The following is a 22,388-nucleotide window of genomic DNA, read 5'->3' as shown; positions in this document are numbered from 1 at the left end:
CCCGTCCGACGCCCGGTGCGACACAATCGAGGCGTGAAGTTCGGCATCCTCGGTGCGACGCGGGCCCAGGGCACGGACGGCGCCGATGTGGCGCTGGGCGGCCCGCGACGGCGTGCGCTGCTCGCACTGCTGCTGCTGGACGCCGGCTGGCCCGTCAGCGGTGAGCGACTGGTCGACGGGCTGTACGGGGAGGACCCGCCGGCCGGGGTGGGCAATGCCGTTCAGTCGCAGATATCCCGGCTGCGCCAGGTGCTGCCCGTGCCGATCGAGGGGCTGCCCGCGGGCTACCGCCTCGCCGTCGACCCCGACGAGGTCGACGCCCACCGCTTCCAACGGCTCAGCGCCCAGGGCCGGGAGGCGCTGGCTTCCGGTGAACCGGCGCTCGCCGCACGGCTGTTGCGCGAGGCTCTCGCGTTGTGGCGCGGGCCCGCACTGGTCGACGTCGGTGACGCGCCCTTCGCCGCCGCCCAGGTCGTACGGCTGGAGGAGCTGCGGACCGGAGCCGTCGAGGACCGCATCGAGGCGGAACTCGCCCTGGGCCGGCACCGCTCCCTGGTCGCCGAACTCGGCGAGCTGGTCGCGGCGCACCCGCTGCGGGAGCGTCTGCGCGGCCAGCTGATGCGGGCGCTGTACGGCAGCGGGCGGCAGAGCGAGGCCCTGGCGGCGTACGAGGACGCCCGGCGTGAACTGGCCGACTCGCTCGGCGCCGACCCGGGCCCCGAACTGGCCGCCGTCCACCTGGCCGTACTGCGGGGTGAGCCGACGGCGGTACCGCGGGATGTTTCACGTGAAACCGGACCCGGCGGGGATGTTCCACGTGAAACATCGTCACGTGGGGGGCCGGACGCACCGGCCGAGGACACGACCCCAGCCTCCGTGCGGCATGAACTGCCCGCCCAGCTCACCAGCTTCGTCGGTCGGGCGGACGAACTCGCCCTCATCAGTGACCGATTGGCGCGGCAGCGGCTGGTGACCCTGATCGGACCGGGCGGTGCGGGCAAGACCCGGCTCGCGGTGGAGGCCGCCCGGCACCATCCGCAGGACGCCTGCTTCGTCGAACTGGCCGGGGTGACCGGCGGCGCCGAGATCCCGCAGGCCGTGCTCGGGGCGCTCGGCCTGCGCGGCGGCGGCCTGCTGCCCGCGGCCGGCCACGGCTCGGCCGGCGCCACTGCGGCGGTGCCCGATCCGGTGGCCCGTATCACCGCGGCGCTCATCGAGCGCCCGCTGCTGCTGGTGCTGGACAACTGCGAGCACGTGGTGGCCGACGCCGCGGTCTTCGCCGAGCGACTGCTCGTCGGCTGCCCGCAGTTGCGGATCCTCGCCACCAGCCGGGAGGCACTCGGCATCACCGGTGAGGCGCTGTGCCCGGTGGCCACCCTCGGCATGCCGCAGCCCGGCACCGACCCCGACCAGGTGCTCGCCTCCCCCGCCGTGAGGCTGTTCACCGACCGGGCCGCCGCCGTCAGCCCCGGCTTCGACCCGGCGGCCGACAGCGCCACCGCGGACACCGTGCTGCGGCTGTGCTCCGTCCTCGACGGGCTGCCGCTGGCCATCGAACTGGCCGCCGCCCGGCTGCGTTCGCTGTCCGTCACCGAGATCGCCGCCCGGCTCGGCGCACTGCCGGCCGACGACCTCTCGTACAGCCTCGGCGTACGCCCCGACGCGCTCTTCCGGCTGCTGTCCCGGGGCAGCAGGACCGCCCAGCCGCGGCAGCGGACGCTGCGCGGGGTCGTCGACTGGAGCTGGGACCTGCTGCCGGACGACGAACGGGCGGTGCTGCGCCGGGCGGCGGTCTTCGCCGGCGGCTGGACCCAGGCCGCCGCCGAGGCGGTGTGCGCGGACGGCGACACCATCGAGGCGGACGACGTCCTCGACCTGATGGCCGCGCTGGTCGAGAAGTCCCTGGTGGTCGCCCAGCACACCGAGGGCACCGGCCCGGTCCGCTACCGGATGCTCGAATCCATCCGGGCCTACGGCGCCGAGCGGCTGGCCGAGGCGGGCGAGGCCGAGCGCACCCACGGCGTGCACGCCGCGTACTTCCTGGACTTCGCGCTGACCGCCGACCCGCATCTGCGCAGGGCCGAGCAACTGGACTGGCTGCGGTTGCTGTCCGACGAGCGGGACAACCTCCAGGCGGCCCTGCACCGCTCGCTCGACGCGGGCGACATCCACGGCGCCATGCGGCTGATCGCCGCGCTGTCCTCCTACTGGCTGCTGCGCGGAGTGCGCTACGAGGGCGTCGGGCCCGCCCGGCAGGTGCTCGCGGCGGTCGGGTCCACACCGCCGGAGGGGCTGGAGGAGGAGTACGCGCTGTGCGTGCTCGCGGTGGTCAGCGCGCTGTCCGACCCGGCCGGCTACACCGCGCATGTGGCGGCGGCGACCGAGATCGTCGAGGGCATGGACCGGATCGCCCGGCGCTTCCCGGTGCTCACTTTGCTGTGGGCGCCCTTCGCCGGAGTGCCACAGGGCGCCATGGGCACCCTGGAGGGCATCAACGCCATGCTCGCCGGGCGGGGCGACCCCTGGTACGACGCCCTGCTGCACCTCGGCTTCGGCTTCCAGTCCTGGATGGTGCGGGGCGACACCGAGGTCGCGCAGCGCGAGTGCGAGCGGTCGCTGGCCGGCTTCCGCGACCAGGGCGACCGCTGGGGCCTGATCACCTGCCTCAACGTGCTCGCCGACCTCGCCGACCACCGCGGCGACTTCCAGGAGGCGCTCGACTTCATCGACCAGGCGCTGGTGCTCGCCGAGGAGCTGGACTCGGTGCTCGACGTGGCCGAGCTGCTCACCAACCGGGCGGTCTTCAGCCTGCGGGCCGGTGATCTCGACGCCGCCGGCGCCTCCTGCGAGCGGGCGGTGACGCTCTCCCGGCGGGCCGGGGCGCCCGAGACGCTGGCGATGGCGCACCGCTGCCTCGCCGACGCCGCCCGGCTGCGCGGCGACCTCCCCCATGCCCGCGCGCTGGCCGAGCAGGCGCTCGCCGAATGCCCCACCGGCTGGTTCTCCAGCAACACCACGCAGTCCGTGGTGCTGACCTCGCTGGGGCTGGTCGCCGTGGCTGCGGGCGACGCCGCCGCGGCCCGCGGCCACTTGCGGGCCGCCGCCACCTTCGACACCGATGTGCTGCTGTTGATGAACGCCGCCCACATCGCCGGCGCGGCCGCCGCGCTCGCCCTCCTGGACGGCGACCCGCGGCGGGCAGCCGCGCTGCTCGGCGTCGCGGAAGCGCTTCGGGGCAGCCCCCTGACCGGCCCGGACGCCGCCGCCACCGCGGCCGCCGCCCGCGTCGCGCTGGGCGACACCGCATACGCGGCGGCCGTCGCCGTGACCGCGGCCCTGGACCGCCCCGCGGCCCTCGACATCCTGACCTCGTACGTCACCGAGGACGACACCGGGGGCGTCACCCAGAACATCAGCGAGGACACCTGAGCCTGACCTGACAGCCGGTGCGCGGGCGGTCAGCGTGCGGTGCGCGGGTGGTCAGCGGTGCCGCGCACTCTGCCTGACATGACGACGACGACAACCAAGCACGACACGACCGGCGGGGCGGCGGCCCCGCAGAGCGCGCGGCGCTGGACCGTACTCGCCCTCTGCTGCGTCGCCTCCGCGATGCTGGGCATCGACGCCAGCGTCCTGAACTACGCCGTGCCCTCGCTGTCCGCGCAGCTCGCCCCGTCCGCCACCCAACTGCTGTGGATCGTGGACGTCTACGGCTTCGCGCTCGGCGCCCTGCTGATCGTGGCGGGGAATCTCGGGGACCGGATCGGGCGCAAGAAGCTGCTGCTGATCGGCGTGGCCTGCTTCGGTGTCGCCTCCGGGGTCAGCGCCTACGCGAACAGCCCCGCCACCCTGATCGCCGCACGGGCGGTGCTCGGCGTGGCCGGCGCGACCATCATGCCGTCCACGCTCTCCCTGGTGCGGGCCTCCTTCACCGACCCCAAGGAGCGGACCACCGCCGTCGGTGTCAGCGGCGGGGTCGCGGCCGGCAGCTTCGCGCTCGGCCCGGTGGTCGGCGGGCTGCTGCTCGACCACTTCTGGTGGGGCTCGGTCTTCCTGGTCAACGTGCCGGTGATGGCGGTCCTGCTGGTGGCGGGTGCGGTCGTCCTGCCCGAGTCGCGCAACCCGCAGCCGGGCCCGCTGGACTGGGCCGGCGTGCCGCTGTCGGTGGTCGGGCTGTTCGGGGTGATCTACGCGATCAAGACGGTGGCGCGCGACGGGGTCGCGGAGCCGTCGGTGTGGATCACCGCCGGACTCGGCGCCGTCCTGCTGGGCGTCTTCCTGCACCGCCAGACCACCCTGGCGCATCCGCTGCTCGACCTGCGGCTCTTCCGCAACCGCGCCTTCTCCGGCGCGATCGGCGCGAACGTCGTGACGATGTTCGCCGCGTCCGTGCTGTCGCTGGGCTTCTCGCTGTACTTCCAGGTGATCCGCGGCTGGTCGCCGCTGACCGCGGGACTCGCGGTGCTGCCGGGGCCGCTGGCGGCCGCCTTCACCGCGCCGGCCGCCGCCTCGCTCATCCCGCTGATCGGCCGGGCGCGTACGGTCGCGGCCGGGCTGTTCCTGATGGGCGTCACCACCGCGGGGCTCGGCCTGTCCACCCCGCACACCGCCTACTGGGAGCTGCTGCCGGTGGTGGTCGTCAACGGCGCCGGGCTGATGCTCATCTTCGCCGTGACAGCCGACACGATCCTGGCGAGCGCGCCCAGCACGAGGACGGGCGCCGCCGCGGCGATCTCGGAGACCGGGATGGAGTTGGGCGGCGCGCTGGGCATCGCGGTTCTGGGCTCGGTGCTCAGCGCCTACTACCGCAGCGATCTCAAGCTGCCGGCCGGGCTGACGGCGCGGCAGAGCGGCACGGCGCACGAGTCGGTCACCAGTGGCGTCGAGACCGGCCGGCAACTGCCCGGCGCCCTCGGGCGGCAGGTGGTCGAGGCCGCCAGGCAGGCGTTCACCGACAGCATGCACACCACGACCCTGATCGGCGGGAGCCTGCTGCTGCTCGGCGCGGTGGCCGCGCTGATCTCCCTCAAGGATGTGCCCGCGGTGCTGAACGACCCCGACCCCGAGCCGGTGCCCGCGCCGGTGGCGGGCTGACGGACGGAGTCGGGGCACGGCCCCGCGCCCCTTCCAGGGGCGTGGGGGTCAGGCGCCGTCCCGGCGCGGGTTGTCGTCGTCGGACGGTGCGGGCTCGGCCTCGGGGTCGAGCGAGCCGTCGACCCGGTCGACATGGGCGCCCGAGCCGTTGACCGACGCGGGGGAGCCGTCGAGCGGCTCGACCACGGTCAGGGTGCTGGTGCCGCTGATCCGGTCGGTGGCCTCGTCCGGCTCCGTCGGCTCGGTCGGCTCCACCAGCCAGTCCGGGTTGGCCTGCTTGCTCCACCAGCGCCAGGCCGCGAAGGCGGCGCCCCCGACGACACCGGCCAGCACGAGGCCGCGGAAGGTCCGGCCGGCACGCTCCCGGCGGACCCGCCGACGGACCAGCCGGTCGATCTCGGTGGCGGTCACCTGCCCGCGCAGCGCGTGCAGGGCGGCGGCGCCGCGCACCAGCGCCTCGTTGGTCACGGGCACCGCGACGGCCCGGGTGGCCGCGACCGCGGAGCCCACCTTCGGCACGGTGTAGTCGGCCGCCGTCTTGGCGGTCTCCTTCGTGCGCCGGGCGGCGGTCTCCACGGCGACCGCGGTCTTCGGCGGCACTGCCGCCCATGCCTGTTCACGGGCCTGCCGCACCTGTGCGGCGAGCTTCGCGTCGTAGGTCTGCCTGGCGAGCGCGCCGGCCTGCTGCGCGTACGTACCGGCCTGTTGTGCGTATCGCGCTGCCTCGTCCTTGGCGGTGCTCGCGTACGGCGCAGCCACCTCCGCCGCGTGCCGCACGCTGTCCTTCGTGATGTCGGCCGCGTTGCGCACGCTGTCGATGCGGGTCACAGGAACCTCCTCCTCGGTGGCGTACGGTTCTCGCCTGTCCACCCGGTTTGAAATCATGCCCGGCTGGGCGTCGTACGGCATGTGCGGACGGGCATACGGGTCAGTCGGCCCGGTTGCTGCGGAGTCCGGCCGGACGGAGAAGGGGGGAAGCCCGCGCGGGGGGCCCGGCCGTGCAAGGATTTGTGCCTGTCAGCGAAGACTATGGAAGGTAGACCGTGGCCGAGCAGCTCTACGCCACCCTGAAGACCACCCACGGCGACATCGTGATCCGGCTGCTGCCGAACCATGCCCCCAAGACGGTGGCCAACTTCGTCGGGCTCGCCGAGGGCACCCGCGAGTGGACCGACCCGCGGACCGGCAAGGCGTCTCACGACAAGCTGTACGACGGTACGGTCTTCCACCGGGTCATCTCCGGCTTCATGATCCAGGGCGGCGACCCGCTGGGGAACGGTACCGGCGGCCCCGGCTACGAGTTCGCCGACGAATTCCACCCCGACCTGGCCTTCGACAAGCCCTATCTGCTGGCGATGGCCAACGCGGGCCCCGCCACCAACGGCTCGCAGTTCTTCATCACGGTCGCCCCCACCACCTGGCTGACCCGCAAGCACACCATCTTCGGCGAGGTCGCGGACGAGGCGAGCAAGAAGGTGGTGGACGGGATCATCAACAGCCCCGCCAACCCGCGCACCGACCGCCCGCTGGAGGACGTCGTCATCCAGTCGGTCGTCGTGGAGAAGCGCGGCTGACGTAGCCTTTCGGGAACACCGCGCCCCGCCCGCACGTCAAAGTGGGCGGGGCGTTCAGCGCGTCAGGGCGCGGCAACAGGGGAGTACGTTGATGGACCAGGCGGTCTGCTGCTACCGGCATCCGGACCGGGAGACCGGCATACGTTGCACCCGGTGCGACAAGCCGATCTGCCCGGACTGCATGGTCAGTGCCTCGGTCGGCTTCCAGTGCCCGGACTGCGTCCGGCAGAGCTCGGGCCACACGCCCCGGCAGCGGACGGTGGCCGGCGGGGTGGTGGCGCACGACCCCTTCCTGATCACCAAGATCCTCATCGCGCTGAATGTCGCGGTCTTCGCCCTGGAGCTGGCGGTCGGCAACCGGATCGTGAACGACCTGGGCCTCTACGCGGTCTGCAGCCCCCCGCAGTTCACGCCCCAGCAGTGCATCGGGGTCGCCGACGGCGAGTGGTACCGGGTGATCACCTCGGCCTTCCTGCACGACCGCAGTAATTTCGCCCACATCGGCTTCAACATGCTGTCGCTGTGGTGGATCGGCGCACCGCTGGAGCGGCTGCTCGGCCGCAGCCGCTACATCGCCATCTATCTGATCTCCGCGCTGGCCGGCAGCGCCGCCGTGCTGCTGATCACACCGGACACGCTGACGCTCGGTGCCTCCGGCGCGATCTTCGGGCTGTTCGGCGCGACCGCGGTCTTCGTGCGGCGGCTGCGCTATGACATGCGGCCGATCCTGATCCTGCTGGTGCTCAACGTGATCTTCAGCTTCACGTGGCCGAACGTCAGCTGGCAGGCCCACCTGGGCGGCCTGGTGGCGGGCACCGCGGTGGCCATAGCGATGGCGTACGCGCCACGGGAGCGGCGCAATGCCGTGCAGTGGGGAACGGCGGCCGGCGTGCTGGTGCTGACGATGGTGCTGACGGCGATCGCTGTGGTGCAGGTCACGTCCTGAGGGCCGTGTCCGCTGGCGTTGATCACACGTTATCCACAGCGGGTAGGGAAGCCTGTGCAAGTTGTGCACAGCCGGTACGGCCGGCTGTGCGGCCGGTCGTTCATCCGATTTGTCCCGGTATTCCCGGCAGGATCAGTACAGTTCGGCGTCCGGACAGCAAACGACCGGTGGCCGTCGATCTTGGCCACCGGTCGTACCGGCGTCAACCTCGTAGAGGTTATCCACAGATCTTCCGACCTTTTCCCCACTGTGGATAACCGTGTGGACAACTACTTCCACTGGGTCGAGACGACGAACCCGCCGGCGATGAAGCCGAAGCCCACCACGATGTTCCAGTTGCCGAACGCGTCCACCGGCAGGCTGCCCTGGGTGACGTAGAACAGCACGATCCAGGCGAGGCCGACGATGAAGAACGCCAGCATCAGCGGGGCCACCCAGTTGCGGCCGCCGAGCTTTATGGCGGTGGCGGCCTTCGCGGGGGGCGGGGTGAAGTCGGCCTTCTTGCGGATCCGTGACTTCGGCACGAGGGAGTCTCCTGTCGATGCGCTGCGTAACCGCGCGGATGTGCGGGGCGGTCCTGGCGGGTATGGGGTGGCAATCGGCTGCCGGCGAGGGGCTCTGCCGCCGCCGGGCGTCCGTTAGCGTAGTGCTTCCTCAGGTTGTAAGGAGACAGCGTACGGTGGCGACGGATTCCGGTGGTAGCGCACCCACCCCCTCCCGCCGTGCTGTCTCCCGCACGGTAGCGCTGCGAGTGCTCAGTGCGGGAGTCTTCGCGCTGGCCGGGCTGATCTTCTGGATGAGTTTCGACACCGCCAAGGGCGTGGACATCCGCAGTGACGACCCGCTGCCGAAGCTGTCCGACACCATTCGCACCAAGAACACCCGCAATGGCCGGCTGGAGAACCAGCTCGCCGGCGTCCGCGACGACGTCGACCGGCTGACCCGGCAAGGCAGCGGCCTCAGCGCCGCCGAGCAGGCCAGGATCGACGCGCTGGCCAGGTCCGCGGGCAGCGACCCGCTCACCGGTCCCTCGATCGAGGTGACGCTCAACGACGCCCCGCCGAATGCCACCGCCCTGGTCCCCGGCGTCCCCGACCCGCAGCCCAACGACCTGGTCATCCACCAGCAGGACCTGCAGGCCGTGGTGAACGCGCTGTGGCAGGGCGGGGCCCAGGGAATCCAGGTGATGGACCAGCGGCTGATCTCCACCAGCGCGGTCCGCTGCGTCGGCAACACCCTGATCCTCCAGGGCCGCGTCTACTCACCGCCCTACCGCATCACCGCTGTGGGTGACCAGGCGAAACTGCGCAAGGCGCTGAACGACAGCCCGCCGATCCAGAACTACCTGCAATATGTGGCCGCCTACGGCCTGGGCTGGAAGGTCACCGCGGCGAAGAAGACGGCGCTGCCCGGTTACACCGGCTCGACGGCCCTTCAGTACGCACAGCCTGTGAGCCGGCCCTGAGAGACGGCCGGGCGGCGGCCGGGACCTGACGGACGCCCAGGTGAAGCCATGGCGAAGCTTTGTCCGGCTACCAACCCACTCCCTGCGATCTCCCCTTAGTCTGTTCCGGGAAGCCGGAAGGAAGGGACCGTAATGTACGGCTGGATCTGGCGGCACCTGCCGGGCAACGCATGGGTGAGGGCGCTGATCTCCCTCGTGCTGGCCCTGATCGTCGTCTACGTCCTCTTCCAGTACGTCTTCCCGTGGGCGGAGCCGCTGCTGCCGTTCAATGACGTCACTGTCGACAATGGGATGGCCGCCGTCCGATGAGCGCACGCATTCTCGTGGTCGACAACTACGACAGCTTCGTCTTCAACCTCGTGCAGTACCTCTACCAGCTCGGTGCCGAGTGCGAGGTGCTGCGCAACGACGAGGTGCGGCCCGCGCACGCGCAGGACGGCTTCGACGGGGTGCTGCTCTCCCCCGGACCCGGCACTCCCGAGGACGCGGGGGTGTGCATCGACATGGTGCGGCACTGCGCGGAAACCGCGGTGCCGGTCTTCGGCGTCTGTCTGGGAGTGCAGTCCATCGCGGTCGCCTACGGCGGAGTCGTCGACCGGGCACCCGAGCTGCTGCACGGCAAGACCTCGCAGGTGACCCATGAAGGGGTCGGCGTCTTCGCCGGACTGCCGACACCCTTCACCGCCACGCGGTACCACTCGCTCGCGGTGGAGGGCAGCACCCTTCCGGACGAACTGCAGGTCACCGCGTGGACGGAGAACGGCATCATCATGGGGCTCAGGCACCGGGAGGCAGCTGTCGAGGGCGTGCAGTTCCATCCCGAGTCGGTGCTCACCGAATGGGGGCACAAGATGCTGGCGAACTGGCTCGCCGACTGCGGTGACCGCGCCGCCTTGGGCCGCTCCCACGGACTCGCACCGGTCGTCGGGCGGGCGGGGGCGTGACCACGCTCCGCCCGGAGCGCCCCGCGGACGGCCCGATGTCGTACGACGACACCGGACAGTTCAAAGCTGTCGTCGAGCAGCTGAACGACCCCCTGAACGACCCGCTGCCCGGCCGCCCCCCGGTGGTGCCGGAGCCGGAGTATCCGGAGCAGCCGGTCCGCGACGAGCCGGTCCATGACGAGCCGGTCCGCGCCGAGCCCGCGGCCTCCCCATGGTTCGGCGCCCCTGAGCGCGACGAGCCCGCCATGGCCGAGCCCCCCGTCGTGGCGGCCTCCCTGGACCAGACCGCGCGTATCCCCGTGGTGGCGGAGCCGCCCGCTCCCGCGGAGGACGGCGGGCCCGAGGACGTACCGCTGCTCGCACCGCCACCCCCGCCTATGCCGCCGCCGGCGCCGTCGGACGGCGGTCGGGCCGCCAGGCGCAAGGCTGCCCGGCAGAGCGGCGGCCACCGGGCGGGCGGGCGCGGCCAGGGCGGCGCCACGCAGGGCCCTGGGACGGCCCAGGAGGCCGCCTCGGCGCCGCTGAGCCGGGTGGAGGCCCGGCGGGCCGCCAGGGCCGCCAAGGACAGCCCCGCGGTCGTCGCGAGCCGGATCGCCGGCGAGCTGTTCATCACCATCGGCGTCCTGATGCTGCTGTTCGTCACCTACCAGCTGTGGTGGACGAACGTACGCGCCCACCAGCAGGCCAACGGCGCCGCCAACAACCTCCAGCACCAGTGGGACAGCGCCTCCGCCGACCCCAACCGGGTGCCCGGCACCTTCTCGCCCGGCCAGGGCTTCGCGATCATGTACATCCCCAAGCTGGACGTCAAGGCGCCCATCGCGCAGGGCATCTCCAAGCACGACGTGCTCGACAAGGGCATGATCGGCCACTACGACGGCAGCCTGAACACGGCGATGCCCTGGGACAAGTCCGGGAATTTCGCGGTCGCCGCCCACCGCAACACCCACGGCGAGCCCTTCCGCTACATCAACCACCTGGAGCCCGGCGACAAGGTGGTGGTCGAGACGGCGACCGAGTACTACACGTACGTGATCACCAGCTCGCTGGCCTCCACCCCGCCGGCCAACATCAGCGTGCTCAAGCCGATCCCGGTCGGCTCGGGCTTCACCGCGCCCGGCCGCTACCTCACCCTCACCACCTGCACCCCCGAATTCACCAGCACCAACCGGCTGATCGTATGGGGCAAGCTGGCCGAGGAGAGGCCGCGCAGCAAGGGCAAGCCGGACGCGCTGGTCGGCGGCTGACGCACCCCGCATTACCCGCGGCGGCGCGACTGGTGCCGCCGGACGTGCCACCGGACGGAGAGCAGAACAGCGTGACGACCAGCAAGCCCAGCGGGCGGCGCAGGGCCGCCTCCGTCATCAGCGTCATAGGTGAGCTGCTCATCACCGCGGGGCTGGTCCTGGCCCTCTTCGTCGTCTACTCGCTGTGGTGGACCAACGTGCTGGCCGACCGGCACGAGACCAAGGCGAGCAACAAGGTGCGCCAGGAGTGGGCGGGCACACCGCCGAGCGCGCCCGCGCGCGGCCTCGACACCCTGGACGGCATCGGCTTCCTGCACGTCCCCGCGATGGGCAGGAACTACGAGGTGCTGGTCAAGAAGGGCACCTCGACCAAGGTGCTCAACGAGGGCGTCGCCGGCTACTACACCGACCCCACCCCCGCGGCCATGCCGTGGGACTCGGTCGGGAATTTCACCCTCGCCGCCCACCGCGACGGCCACGGGGCGAAATTCCACAACATAAACAAGATCCACACCGGTGACCCGATCGTCTTCGAGTCCAAGGACACCTGGTACGTCTACAAGGTCTACAAGGTGCTCGACCAGACCTCGAAGTTCAACATCGCCGTGACCGACCAGGTCCCCAAGGAGTCCGGCAAGAACAAGCCGGGCCGCTACATCACCCTGACGACCTGCACCCCGGTCTACACCTCGCGCTACCGCTACATCGTGTGGGGCGAGCTGGTCCGCACCCAGAAGGTCGACCCGCAGCGAACGCCGCCGCCCGAACTGCGGTAGTCCGGGCGGCGGCGTTCTCGGCGGGTCGGCGGGCGGGGCGGCCGGGCTGCCGGCCGCCCCCCGGGTCGGGCTAGCGGCCGTTCCCGCCCGGCGCGTTGGCGGTCTGCAACTGGATCTGCTGGTTCGGGGCCAGCGGCTGCCCCTGGCCGGGGGTGCTGCCGATGACCAGGGCGTTGCGGTCCTCGGGACCGCCGTTGACCACGACGATGCTCAGGCCCAGGTTCATCCCGTTGAGCTGGTCCTGCACCTCGCCGAGCCGGTGGAACTGCACGTTCGGCATCGTCTGCCCCTGCGGCGGGGTCGTCTGGTCGGGGCCGGTGGAGATGACCAGGTTGATCGAGTCGTCCTTGGCGGCCTTGCTGCCCCCGGGCGGGGTCTGGCTGATGACGGTGCCCGACGGGAAGTTCGGGTCGTCGGAGGACTGCTTGGACGTGTGGACGTTGGTGAAGCCGGCCGTCTTGAGCTGGTCCTTCGCACCCTGCTCGGGGTAGCGCTTCAGGTCGGGCACGTCGAGCTGCTCGGGCTGGACCGCGACCTTCAGGGTGATCAGCGTGCCCTTGGGCTGCTTGGTGCCGGCCGCCGGGGTCTGGCCCAGGACGGTGTTCTCGTCCTTGGTCGTGGTGACCTGGTCCACCCGCTTGACGGTGAAGCCGGCGTTGATCAGCTGCGTCTGCGCGTCGTCGAAGATGTCGTTCTTCACGTCGGGCACCGGGATGGGCGCCTCGCCCTTCGACAGGATGACGTTGACCGTCTTGTCGGAGGGGAGCGCGCTCTCGGCGGGCACGCTCTGCTTGCAGATCAGGTCCTTGTCCACGCCCGGGCAGAATTCGGGTGCGCCCTTGGTCAGCGTGAGGTCGATGTTCTTCGCCGTCGTCGAGGCGTCGTCGAAGGTCTTGCCGACGAAGTTCGGCACCTTGGCGTCGGTGTCGGCGCCGTGGCCGGTGAAGATCGCCTTGCCCAGGAAGATCGCACCGATCAGCACCAGGACACCGGCGATGACCAGCAGCACGGTGGACGCGCTGCCGCCCTTCTTCTGCCTGCGGCGGTCCGGGCGGTCGTCGTAGCCGTAGCCGCCGTCGTCGTCGCGGGACGGCGGCAGCATCGAGGTGTGTGCGTCGACCTGCTGCGGCAGCGCGGTGGTGGCGGCGCTGTCGCCGTAGCCGTGCGGGTAGCCGTAGCCGGCCGCGCCCATGGCGACGGCCGCGGCGACCGGCTGGCCGTCGAGCGCCGCCTCGATGTCGGCGCGCATCTCGTCGGCCGACTGGTAGCGGTAGTCGGGGTCCTTGGTCAGCGCCTTGAGGACGATCGCGTCCATCGCCGGGGTGACCTCGGGGTCGAAGACCGACGGCGGCTGCGGGTCCTCGCGCACGTGCTGGTAGGCCACCGCGACCGGCGAGTCGCCGACGAAGGGCGGCCGCACGGTCAGCAGCTCGTAGAGCAGGCAGCCGGTGCTGTACAGGTCGGACCGGGCGTCGACCTGCTCGCCCTTGGCCTGCTCGGGCGACAGGTACTGCGCGGTGCCGATGACGGCCGCGGTCTGCGTCATGGTCATGCCGGAGTCGCCCATGGCGCGGGCGATGCCGAAGTCCATGACCTTGACCTGGCCGGTACGGGTCAGCATCACGTTGGCCGGCTTGATGTCGCGGTGGACGATGCCCGCCCGGTGGCTGTACTCCAGCGCCTGGAGGATGCCGACGGTCATCTCCATGGCCCGCTCGGGCAGTAGCTTGCGCCCGGAGTGCAGCAGCTCACGAAGGGTCGAGCCGTCGACGTACTCCATCACGATGTACGGGATCGAGATGCCGTCGACGTAGTCCTCGCCGGTGTCGTAGACGGCGACGATCGAGGGGTGGTTGAGCGAGGCGGCCGACTGGGCCTCCCGGCGGAAGCGGGCTTGGAAGGACGGATCGCGGGCAAGATCCACCCGCAGCGTCTTCACAGCGACGGTACGGCCGAGGCGGGTGTCGTGCGCGAGGTACACCTCGGCCATGCCACCGCGACCGAGCACCGAGCCCAGCTCGTACCGGCCGCCGAGGCGACGCGGCTCTTCCATAGCTTTGCCCTCTCCTCAAACCCGTATTTTGACGTTCACGACCCGAATCACGACCCGAATCCCGTTAACCCATCCCCTGCGCCTGCACGGAGATACGGTACCGGGCGTTCCCGGCCCATCCGTGCCCCGGCCGTCCGCCGATACCTGACCGGTATGTGGACGGGCGTCGGGACGCGCGTGACGTTCGTCTCGTCGGGGCTTCACCGCGCGACCCTGTGGCGGTCACTTGTTGAGGACCGCCTCCATCACGCTCTTGGCGATCGGCGCCGCCAGACCGCCGCCGCTGATGTCGTCGCGGTTCGCCGAGCCGTCCTCGACGACCACGGCCACCGCGACCGGCGAGCCCTGGTCGGTCATGGCGTAGGAGACGAACCAGGCGTAGGGCGCCTTGTCGTTGTTGATGCCGTGCTGCGCGGTACCCGTCTTGCCGCCGACCCTGACCCCGGGGATCTTCGCGTTCTTGCCGGTGCCCTCTGTGACGACCGTCTCCATCATCGACTGGAGCTTCTGCGCGTTCTCCGGCGTCAGCGGTTTGCTCATCGGCTTGGGGTCGGTCTGCGAGATGGTGCTCAGGTTGGGCGCCTCCAGCTTCTCGACCTCGTAGGGCTGCATCAGCACGCCGTTGTTGGCGATCGCCGAGGCGACCATGGCCATCTGCAGCGGGGTCGCCGCGGTGTCGAACTGGCCGATGGAGGATTGGGCGACCTGGTCGGGGCTCATCTTGGTGTCGAAGTTGCTCGCGTCTGCACGGACCGGGACGAACTGCTTCTCGTTGAAGCCGAACTTCTCGGCCTCGTCGACCATGCCCTGGAGGCCGATGTCGGCGCCGAGCTTGCCGAAGACGGTGTTGCAGGACTGCCGCAGCGCATTGCGCAGGCTGGTGTCCTTGCACTGGATGTGGCCCTCGTTCTTCAGCGGGACCGTGGTGCCGGGCAGGGTGTACGGGTCGGGCGACGTCGTCTTGCCGTCGATGTCGGTGACCTTCCCCGACTCCAGCGCCGCCGCGGCCGTGACCAGCTTGAACGTCGATCCCGGCGGGTAGGTCTGGCGCAGCGCCCGGTTCAGCGACGGGTCGTTCGGATCGTTCTTCTTGTCGAGCGCGATCCAGTTCTTCTCGTCGGTGGTCGAGTAGCCCGCGATGCCCGAGGGGTCGTACGACGGGGTGCTCGCCATGGCGAGAATGGCGCCGGTGCGCGGGTCGAGCGCGACGACCGCGCCCTTCTTGTTGCCCAGGCCGTCGAAGGCGGCCTTCTGCGCCTTGGCGTTCAGCGTGGTCACCACATTGCCGCCCTGCCGCTGCTTGCCGGTCAGCAGGTCGATGGTGCGGTTGAAGAACAGCCGGTCGTCGTCGCCGGTGAGGAACTCGTCCTCGACGCCCTCCAGCATGGTGGTGCCGTACACCTGCGAGGCGTGGCCGGTCACCGGCGCCCACATCGGGCCGTCGGTGTAGGTGCGCTTGTACTTGAAATCGCTGCCGTTGGTCTCGGCGTGGCCGGTGACGGCCTTGCCGTCGACGATGATGTCGCCGCGCGGCTGGGCGTACTGGTTGATGGCGACCCGGCGGTTGTGCGGGTCGTTGGAGAGCTGGTCGGCCTGCACGAACTGCACGTAGTTGACACGTACCAGCAGGGCGAGGACGAGAAGACCGCAGAAGACCGCGACCCGTCGTAGCGGCTTGTTCACTGGTTACGCACCACCTGGGTCGCTTCGGCGTCGGGGGAGGGGGCGGGGCTCGGGGCCGGCCGCCGCGCGGTGTCGCTGATCCTGAGCAGGATCGCGACCAGGGCCCAGTTGGCGATCACCGAGGAACCGCCCTGGGCCATGAAGGGCATGGTCATACCGGTCAGCGGGATGAGCCCGGTCACACCGCCGGCGACCACGAAGACCTGGAGCGCGAAACCGCCGGACAGGCCGATCGCCAGCAGCTTGCCGAACGGGTCGCGGGCCGCGAGCGCGGTGCGTATGCCGCGCTCGATCAGCAGCCCGTAGAGCAGCAGCACCGCCATCAGGCCGGCCAGGCCCAGCTCCTCGCCGACGGTGGCGAGGATGTAGTCGCTCTTGGGGGCGATGCCGTGGATCAGCCGCGAGTAGCCCTGCCCGAGCCCGGAGCCGAACAGGCCGCCGGAGCCGAAGGCGTACCGCGCCTGCGCGGTCTCGGTCACCGCGCCGTTCTGCAGGGCGAGCGGGTGCAGCCAGTCCTGGACACGGGTCTTCACATGCGGTTCCGAGGACGCGACCGCGACCGCGCCGGCCGAGCTGAGCAGCAGGCCGAAGACGATCCAGCTGGTGCGCTCGGTCGCCACGTACAGCATGATCACGAACAGGCCGAAGAAGAGCAGCGAGGTGCCCAGGTCGGTCTCGAAGACCAGGATCAGCAGGCTGACCGCCCAGATCACCAGGATCGGCCCGAGGTCGCGGCCGCGCGGCAGATACAGGCCCATCACCCGGCGGCTGGCGAGCGCCAGGGCGTCCCGCTTGACCATCAGGTAGCCGGCGAAGAAGACCGTGATGATGATCTTCGCGAACTCGCCCGGCTGGAGGGAGCCGATGCCGGGCAGGGTGATCCAGATCCGCGCGCCGTAGACGGGCGGGAAGAACACCGGCAGCACCAGCAGGACCAGCGCCAGCACCATCGAGATGTAGGTGTAGCGCTGGAGGATGCGGTGGTCCTTGATGAAGACCAGCACCAGCACGAAGAGCACGACGCCGAAGGTCGACCACATCAGCTGCTTGGGCGCCATCGCGGCACCCAGGCTCGGCTCCTGGTCCAGCCGCCAGATCAGCACCAGGCCGAGGCCGTTGAGCAGGGTGGCGATCGGCAGCATCAGCGGGTCGGCGTACGGCGCGAACTTGCGCACCAGCAGGTGGGTCACCGTCGCCAGCAGACCGAGGCCGACGCCGTAGCCGAGCAGGCCCGCCGGGACCGAGCCGTTCTTGGCCAGGCCGACGTTCGCATAGGCGAAGACCGGGATGGCGACGGCGAAGACGAGCAGGGCGAGCTCGGTGTTGCGGCGGTTGGGAGCGCCGATCGACGTGATGGTGGTGGTGTTGCTGGCGCTCATTTCGAGCCGACCCCTCCTGGTGTTACGGCTGGCCCGTCGTGCAGTTCTGGCGCAGCTTCTGCTCGTCCGACATCGGCGTCGACGTCGGAGCGGTGGTCGGGGCGGTGGTCGGGGCGGTCGTGGGCAGGGGGGACTTGGTCGGCGTGGCGGTGGTGTCGGCGGCCGCGCCGCCCACAGGGGCGGTGGCCGAACCGCCGGTCTTGCCGGTCGGCTTCGGCAGCTGCTGCTGGACCTTCTTCGCCGCGTCGGCGACCTCCTTGCACGCGGAGGCCTGCCTGGCCAGCTCGTCGGCCTTGTCGTCGGCCTGGCCGAGACTGCTCAGCGCGATGGTGCTCCTGACCTGGTCGCGCTGATACGCCGGAAGGTACTTGAGTTCGATATCGGCGCGGTCCTTGTGCACCTTCGACAGGTTGATCCAGGCCAGCTTCTGGTCGATGCCCTGGTAGACGGCGACATGGTCGTCCTTGGCCCCGACGTAATACTGCGTCTGCGTCCAGGCGTAGCCGGCGTACAGGCCGCCGGCCAGCACGGCCAGCACGGCCACGCCGACCAGCGTGCGCTTGGGCCACTTGCGGCCGCGGTCCTTGTCGAAGTCGGAGTCGTCGTGGCCGCCGAAGCTGCCCAGCGGGGCGCTGAGGGCGCCCGGCACCGGGTCGCCGCTGCCAGGCGGACCGAAGGCGCCGGCCGGACCCGCCTGATGCGGGGTGCGGCCCAGCTCGGCCGCGCGGCCGGCCGGGGTCTGGAGGTGGCGGGCGTCGCTGAGCGGCAGCTGGGTGTCGGCGACCGCGCCGACCACCACCGGGGTGTCGTTGAGCTGCGCGGCCAGCGTGTCGCCGTCGTCGGTGTCCAGGACGTCGGCGACGATGCAGGTGATGTTGTCGGGGCCGCCGCCGCGCAGCGCGAGCTGGATCAGCTCCTGCACGGTCTCGTGCGGCGCCTGGTAGCCGGCCAGGGTGTCTTCCAGGGTCTGGTGGCTGACCACCCCCGACAGGCCGTCGGAGCAGATCAGATACCGGTCGCCGACCCGGACCTCGCGGATGGACAGGTCGGGCTCGACCCGTTCGCCACTGCCCAGCGCGCGCATCAGCAGGGAGCGCTGCGGGTGGGTGGTGGCCTCCTCCTCGGTGATCCGGCCCTCGTCCACCAGCCGCTGCACCCAGGTGTGGTCCTGGGTGATCTGGGTGAGGACGCCGTCGCGCAGCAGATACGCGCGCGAGTCGCCGACATGCACCAGGCCGAGGCGCTGGCCGGTCCACAGCAGCGCGGTCAGCGTGGTGCCCATGCCCTCCAGCTGCGGGTCCTCCTGGACCATCTGCAGCAGCTGGTCGTTGGCGCGCTGCACGGCCGTACCCAGCGACGTGAGGATGTCGGAACCGGGAATGTCGTCGTCAAGCGTGACAATGGTGGAGATCACCTCTGAGGAGGCGACCTCGCCGGCGGCCTGGCCGCCCATGCCGTCGGCGATCGCGAGCAGACGGGGGCCGGCGTAGCCGGAGTCCTCGTTCCCCTCGCGGATCATGCCCTTGTGCGAACCGGCGGCGAAACGCAGGCTCAGAGACATGCGAACCTCCCCCGTCGGCTCCGGGTACATCCGCACGCTGCCCACCCTCTCGCTCGCGCGTCGTGGCTCCGCTCGCCCATTGTGCGACTACTTCCGCAGCTCGATGACGGTCTTGCCGATGCGGATCGGCGCACCCAGCGGGACCGGGGTCGGCGTGGTCAGCCGGTTCCGGTCGAGATAGGTGCCGTTCGTGGATCCGAGGTCCTCGACGATCCACTGGCCGTCGCGGTCCGGGTAGATCCTGGCATGCCGGCTGGACGCGTAGTCGTCATCGAGCACAATCGTCGAGTCATGTGCCCGGCCGAGCGTGATGGTCTGGCCCTGCAGTGCCACCGTGGTGCCCGCGAGCGAACCCTCGGCGACCACCAGCTTGGTGGGGGCGCCCCGGCGCTGCCGACTGTTCTGCGCGGGTTGCTGGGCACGCCGGTCCTGCGCGGCGGCCTGCTGGCGCTGCTGCGGCGGGCGGGCCGCGGTCTCACCGCGGCGCCCGGAGCGCTGGGTCACCCGGGTCCCGAAGAGGTCGCTGCGGATGACCTGCACCGCGACGATCACGAACAGCCACAGAACGGCGAGGAAACCCAACCGCATGACCGTGAGGGTCAGCTCTGACATTGGCCCCGCTTCACCCTTCGGCTTGCCGGTAGACGATGGTGGTGCTCCCCACGACAATGCGGGAGCCGTCGCGGAGCGTAGCGCGCTGGGTGTGCTGCCCGTCCACCACGATGCCGTTTGTCGATCCGAGGTCCTGCACCAGGGACGGTGTGCCGACCCGGATCTCGCAGTGTTTGCGTGATACGCCCGGGTCGTCCACCCGGACGTCCGCCTCGGTGGAGCGGCCGAGGACCAGGGAGCCCCTGGTGATCTGGTGCCGGGTCCCGTTGATCTCGACCCAGTGCCGGGTGCCGGCCGGCGCGCCGGTGCCGGGCAGCCGGGTGACCGGCGCCGGCGGGCGTCCGCCACCTGCGGGCGGCGGGACCGGGGGCATCGGCGGCGGGGTCGCCGGGCGCCCGCCGGCCTCGGGGAAGGGGGCGCGGGGCGGCTGCTGGTAGCCCTGCGGCTGCCGGTCCTGCGCCGCCTGCGGATACGGCGGCCCTTGCGGGGGGCGCTGGGCCGGCTGGCCGTACTGGCCCTGCTGCCCTTGCTGCTGGCCCTGCGGGAACTGGTGCTGGGACTCGCTGGACGCGAGGGTGCGGCTGCGCACCCGGTACAGGCCGGTGTCGAGGTCGTCGGCCCGCTCCAGGTGCACCTTGATGGTGCCCATGAACGTGTAGCGCTGCTGCTTGGCGTAGTCGCGGACCATCCCGGCCAGCTCGTCGCCCAACTGCACCGCGTAAGGGCTCAGCCGCTCGAAGTCGGGGGTGCTCAGCTCGACGATGAAGTCGTTCGGCACCACCGTGCGGTCCCTGTTCCAGATCGTGGCGTTGTTGTCGCACTCGCGCTGCAGCGCGCCTGCGATCTCGACGGGTTGCACCTCGCTCTTGAACACCTTGGCGAAGGTGCCGTTCACCATGCCTTCCAGCCGCTGCTCAAAGCGCTTCAGTACTCCCACGGGGCACCTCCCTCCTCGGGGCCTTCCTCCGAGTCGAATCCGATACTGCTTACTGATCGTATCCACGCGCGGGAAAAACCTGTGGTTCCCCGATCGCCCTGGACAGGCCAGTGTCTACCCTCACACCGGCCGCGCTTTCCCTCCCCCTGCCCACAGCGATGGTAGATGCGACCCCGTGCCCGGTGCTCCCAGTGTCGCGCACCGCCGGGGCCACCCGCGCCGACTCCCCGCATCCCGTCCGCCTGCCGTTTCGCCGTCCCTCCCACCTGCTTCCCGCCCTCGTCCCGCTCAGGCCAAACAGATGTGATTCCACCCCGTGCCCCGTGCTAATCTTCTGCATGTCGGAAGGCACTCCCACCTCACCGGACCGAACAGTCCACCGGATGTGTGAGAATCGAACGGCAGCACCCATGCGCGGGTGGCGGAATAGGCAGACGCGCTGGATTCAGGTTCCAGTGCCCGAAAGGGCGTGGGGGTTCAACTCCCCCCTCGCGCACCAAGAGCAGGCGATAGCGGCAGAGCGATCAGCTGCCCGGCCGGCTTCGAGAACCCCCGCTCCGGATCTCCGGAGCGGGGGTTCTCGCGTTGCCGCCCGCGCGTGTTGGCGGGCCGGGCGGTCGAAGCGGCGGTTGTCACGGTCGTGGCGCGGTGGCCGGGTCCGGCCTGATCGAGGTGTCCGAGGGTCTCCTTCCGCGGCGTCCTCACTCCGGTGGAGTCGGTCACCTGCCTGAGTGTCGAAGCAGGGGGAACATGCGAGCCGGGCCCTGGACCGGGTCGGCGAGCCGGCCCGAGGCCGCGGCGGCCGGCCGCGAAGGGTGGCAGCCGCCCGGGAACCGGGGCAGGGTGGTGTCCGTTGGAGCCATTGGGCAAAGGAATCGTCAAGTGGCGCGGCCCGCGCCGAATTGAGCAGGGAGATCCACCATGGGTGTCAGCCTCTCCAAGGGCGGCAATGTCTCACTGACGAAGGAGGCCCCCGGACTGACGGCGGTCACCGTCGGCCTGGGCTGGGACGTCCGCACGACCACCGGCACGGACTTCGACCTGGACGCGAGCGCGCTGCTGCTCGACGCCACGGGCAAGGTCGTCTCGGACAAGCACTTCGTCTTCTTCAACAACCTCAAGAGCCCCGACGGCTCCGTCGAACACACTGGTGACAACCTCACCGGTGAGGGCGAGGGTGACGACGAGGCCATCAAGGTGAATCTGGCCGGAGTGCCCGTCGAGGTGGACAAGATCGTCTTCCCGGTCTCCATCTACGACGGCGAGACCCGCCAGCAGAGCTTCGGCCAGGTGCGCAACGCGTTCATCCGGGTGGTCAACCAGGCGGGCGGCACCGAGATCGCCCGCTACGACCTGACCGAGGACGCGTCGACTGAGACCGCCATGGTCTTCGGCGAGCTGTACCGCAACGGTGCGGAGTGGAAGTTCCGGGCCGTCGGCCAGGGCTACGCGTCCGGCCTGCGCGGCATCGCACAGGACTTCGGCGTCAACCTCTGACGTAGGAGAAGTCCTCTGACGTAGGAGAAGTCCGCGTCCGTCGGTCCCCGTCCGCCACCGTGCACCCGGCGGGCGGGGCTCACGGGCGGGCCGGCGCTCGAAGGCCCGCGACCTGAGTTTTCCAGGCGGGTCGCCCTTACGGGTGGGCCGCGGCGTCCGCGTTGTAGCGGACCAGATAGCGGGCGAATCGCTCCAGGTCCTCCGGGTCCCAGTCGGACAGCCGTGCCTGGATGGACTCCTGCCGCCGGGCCCTGGCCGCGGCCAGGATCTCGATCCCGCCCGGCGCCAGGTGCAGCACCTGCACCCGGTGGTCCGACTCGTCCACCCGGCGCTCGATGAAGCCGAGCTTCTCCAGCGAGGCCACCTGCCGGCTGACCGTGGACTTGTCCAGCAGGTAGTGCGCCGCCAGGTCGGTCGCGCGGCAGCCCTGCTGCTCCTCCAGGTGCGCGAGGATCGTGTAGGCCACCAGCGACAGTTCGGGGTGCATACGGGCCGCGGTGGCTCGCGCCCGGCGGGCGAACGCGGTCAGTTCCCGCTGGACGGTGTCCAGGGACGACTCCCGTACGCTCATGGCTGCCACTCCTCACACCGGTTCCCGGTCGGCCCTGGGCCGACGAGCA

Annotated in this window: 19 protein-coding genes and 1 tRNA gene; 11 read left to right on the top strand and 9 right to left on the bottom strand. The window is 70.8% G+C overall.

Going from position 1 to position 22,388, the window contains the following annotated elements; all coding sequences use genetic code 11:
• Window positions 1–33 precede the first annotated feature (33 nt).
• Together OG900_20050 and OG900_20045 are read left to right on the top strand one after the other, a co-directional pair.
• The gene (locus tag OG900_20050) at window positions 34–3,429 is read left to right on the top strand and encodes a winged helix-turn-helix domain-containing protein (protein WUH92176.1); all 3,396 of its coding nucleotides are present in this window, start codon (window positions 34–36) and stop codon (window positions 3,427–3,429) included.
• 78 nt (window positions 3,430–3,507) lie between these two features.
• Window positions 3,508–5,094: an MFS transporter gene (locus OG900_20045; GenBank protein WUH92175.1), complete on the top strand. Its 1,587-nt coding sequence runs from the start codon at window positions 3,508–3,510 to the stop codon at window positions 5,092–5,094.
• 48 nt (window positions 5,095–5,142) lie between these two features.
• Here the strand turns inward: OG900_20045 and OG900_20040 are convergent, their stop codons facing one another.
• Window positions 5,143–5,922, bottom strand: coding sequence for a DUF5324 family protein (locus OG900_20040; protein ID WUH92174.1), 780 nt, complete (start codon window positions 5,920–5,922; stop codon window positions 5,143–5,145).
• A 215-nt stretch (window positions 5,923–6,137) separates the two neighbouring features.
• Here OG900_20040 and OG900_20035 point away from each other — a divergent pair, with 215 nt between their 5' ends.
• Both OG900_20035 and OG900_20030 read left to right on the top strand, forming a co-directional pair.
• The gene (locus OG900_20035; GenBank protein WUH92173.1) at window positions 6,138–6,668 is read left to right on the top strand and encodes a peptidylprolyl isomerase; all 531 of its coding nucleotides are present in this window, start codon (window positions 6,138–6,140) and stop codon (window positions 6,666–6,668) included.
• Window positions 6,669–6,759: 91 nt separating this feature from the next.
• Window positions 6,760–7,614 (top strand): rhomboid family intramembrane serine protease, encoded by an 855-nt coding sequence (locus tag OG900_20030; GenBank protein WUH92172.1) that lies wholly within the window; start codon window positions 6,760–6,762, stop codon window positions 7,612–7,614.
• 269 nt (window positions 7,615–7,883) lie between these two features.
• On the opposite strand, the gene crgA is transcribed toward OG900_20030, so the two are convergent.
• Window positions 7,884–8,138, bottom strand: a complete 255-nt coding sequence (gene crgA / locus OG900_20025; GenBank protein ID WUH92171.1) for a cell division protein CrgA — start codon at window positions 8,136–8,138, stop codon at window positions 7,884–7,886.
• A 221-nt stretch (window positions 8,139–8,359) separates the two neighbouring features.
• Here crgA and OG900_20020 point away from each other — a divergent pair, with 221 nt between their 5' ends.
• From OG900_20020 to OG900_20000, 5 genes are all read left to right on the top strand, one after another.
• Window positions 8,360–9,079, top strand: a complete 720-nt coding sequence (locus tag OG900_20020; GenBank protein WUH95846.1) for a DUF881 domain-containing protein — start codon at window positions 8,360–8,362, stop codon at window positions 9,077–9,079.
• Window positions 9,080–9,211: 132 nt separating this feature from the next.
• Window positions 9,212–9,388, top strand: coding sequence for a hypothetical protein (locus OG900_20015; protein ID WUH92170.1), 177 nt, complete (start codon window positions 9,212–9,214; stop codon window positions 9,386–9,388).
• Complete coding sequence (locus OG900_20010; protein WUH92169.1) at window positions 9,385–10,023, top strand: aminodeoxychorismate/anthranilate synthase component II; 639 nt, start codon at window positions 9,385–9,387, stop codon at window positions 10,021–10,023. Before OG900_20015 ends, OG900_20010 begins: the two co-directional genes overlap by 4 nt.
• Entirely contained in the window at window positions 10,020–11,270 is a 1,251-nt protein-coding gene (locus tag OG900_20005; GenBank protein WUH92168.1) for a class E sortase, read from the top strand. Before OG900_20010 ends, OG900_20005 begins: the two co-directional genes overlap by 4 nt.
• Before the next feature lie 71 nt (window positions 11,271–11,341).
• The gene (locus OG900_20000; GenBank protein ID WUH92167.1) at window positions 11,342–12,046 is read left to right on the top strand and encodes a class E sortase; all 705 of its coding nucleotides are present in this window, start codon (window positions 11,342–11,344) and stop codon (window positions 12,044–12,046) included.
• A gap of 70 nt (window positions 12,047–12,116) precedes the next feature.
• Here OG900_20000 and pknB read toward each other — a convergent pair whose 3' ends face one another.
• The 6 genes from pknB to OG900_19970 all read right to left on the bottom strand — a co-directional run bounded on the left by pknB (window position 12,117) and on the right by OG900_19970 (window position 20,271).
• Complete coding sequence (gene pknB, locus OG900_19995; GenBank protein ID WUH92166.1) at window positions 12,117–14,099, bottom strand: Stk1 family PASTA domain-containing Ser/Thr kinase; 1,983 nt, start codon at window positions 14,097–14,099, stop codon at window positions 12,117–12,119.
• A gap of 222 nt (window positions 14,100–14,321) precedes the next feature.
• Window positions 14,322–15,782, bottom strand: coding sequence for a penicillin-binding protein 2 (locus OG900_19990; GenBank protein ID WUH92165.1), 1,461 nt, complete (start codon window positions 15,780–15,782; stop codon window positions 14,322–14,324).
• Window positions 15,779–17,161 carry an FtsW/RodA/SpoVE family cell cycle protein gene (locus tag OG900_19985; GenBank protein ID WUH92164.1) on the bottom strand — a complete coding sequence of 461 codons (1,383 nt, stop codon included), beginning with the start codon at window positions 17,159–17,161 and terminating at the stop codon, window positions 15,779–15,781. Before OG900_19985 ends, OG900_19990 begins: the two co-directional genes overlap by 4 nt.
• A gap of 22 nt (window positions 17,162–17,183) precedes the next feature.
• The gene (locus OG900_19980) at window positions 17,184–18,722 is read right to left on the bottom strand and encodes a Stp1/IreP family PP2C-type Ser/Thr phosphatase (GenBank protein WUH92163.1); all 1,539 of its coding nucleotides are present in this window, start codon (window positions 18,720–18,722) and stop codon (window positions 17,184–17,186) included.
• Between the two features lie 87 nt (window positions 18,723–18,809).
• Window positions 18,810–19,334, bottom strand: a complete 525-nt coding sequence (locus OG900_19975) for an FHA domain-containing protein (protein ID WUH92162.1) — start codon at window positions 19,332–19,334, stop codon at window positions 18,810–18,812.
• Window positions 19,335–19,344: 10 nt separating this feature from the next.
• Window positions 19,345–20,271 carry a DUF3662 and FHA domain-containing protein gene (locus OG900_19970; protein WUH92161.1) on the bottom strand — a complete coding sequence of 309 codons (927 nt, stop codon included), beginning with the start codon at window positions 20,269–20,271 and terminating at the stop codon, window positions 19,345–19,347.
• A gap of 412 nt (window positions 20,272–20,683) precedes the next feature.
• Here OG900_19970 and OG900_19965 point away from each other — a divergent pair.
• Together OG900_19965 and OG900_19960 are read left to right on the top strand one after the other, a co-directional pair.
• A tRNA-Leu gene (locus OG900_19965) sits at window positions 20,684–20,770 on the top strand.
• 422 nt (window positions 20,771–21,192) lie between these two features.
• Window positions 21,193–21,768: a TerD family protein gene (locus tag OG900_19960; GenBank protein WUH92160.1), complete on the top strand. Its 576-nt coding sequence runs from the start codon at window positions 21,193–21,195 to the stop codon at window positions 21,766–21,768.
• A 136-nt stretch (window positions 21,769–21,904) separates the two neighbouring features.
• On the opposite strand, the gene OG900_19955 is transcribed toward OG900_19960, so the two are convergent.
• Window positions 21,905–22,339, bottom strand: a complete 435-nt coding sequence (locus OG900_19955) for a MarR family transcriptional regulator (GenBank protein WUH92159.1) — start codon at window positions 22,337–22,339, stop codon at window positions 21,905–21,907.
• Window positions 22,340–22,388 lie beyond the last annotated feature (49 nt).

Origin of the sequence: Streptomyces sp. NBC_00433 (assembly GCA_036015235.1) — a bacterium.
GTDB lineage: Bacteria > Actinomycetota > Actinomycetes > Streptomycetales > Streptomycetaceae > Actinacidiphila.
This window is presented reverse-complemented; position numbering and strand designations above follow the sequence as displayed.